The organism is Vibrio sp. Y176 (assembly GCF_033438945.1).
The window spans coordinates 1-614 of record NZ_JAWOQS010000769.1; the positions used below are offsets into that span (position 1 = coordinate 1).

Sequence of the window (614 nt, forward strand, 5' to 3'; positions counted from 1 at the left end):
TGCTCTGGGTACACATAGTCTAACCAGCCCCACTTATCTTCCGTGGTGCCGTTAAATAGGCCAAAGTAGGCTTCTTGCAATTCTTTGGTAATCGGACCGCGTTTACCGCTGCCCACTTCAATTTTGTCGATGGTTGCCACAGGCACAACTTCTGCTGCGGTACCGGTCATGAATACTTCATCCGCAAGGTATAGCGCTTCGCGAGCAATGTTAGCTTCACGGATTTCGTAACCTTTATCGCGAGCAATGGTCATGATCGAGTCACGAGTGATGCCCGGTAGGATAGCGCTGGTTGCTGGTGGTGTGGTGATCACGCGATCTTTGATGACAAAGATGTTCTCGCCCGCGCCTTCTGACAAGTAACCGTCAACACTCAGTGCGATACCTTCGTCGTAACCATGACGACGTGCTTCACCACCAACGAGTAGTGAAGAAAGGTAGTTACCACCCGCTTTTGCTGCGGTAGGGATGGTGTTAGGTGCCGCGCGATTCCAGCTTGAAATCATTGCATCCACGCCTTTTTCTAGTGCTTCTTCACCAAGGTACGAGCCCCATGGGAACGCTGCGATGATCAGCTCCATTTCGGTGCTTACTGGAGGACACACACCTAAACC

At 51.5% G+C, this 614-nt stretch carries 1 protein-coding gene; it reads right to left on the reverse strand.

Annotated features, from left to right (window positions below; all coding sequences use genetic code 11):
• The coding region (ilvE, locus tag R7O13_RS28555; protein ID WP_318305420.1) for a branched-chain-amino-acid transaminase at positions 1-614 on the reverse strand (614 nt) is incomplete at both ends.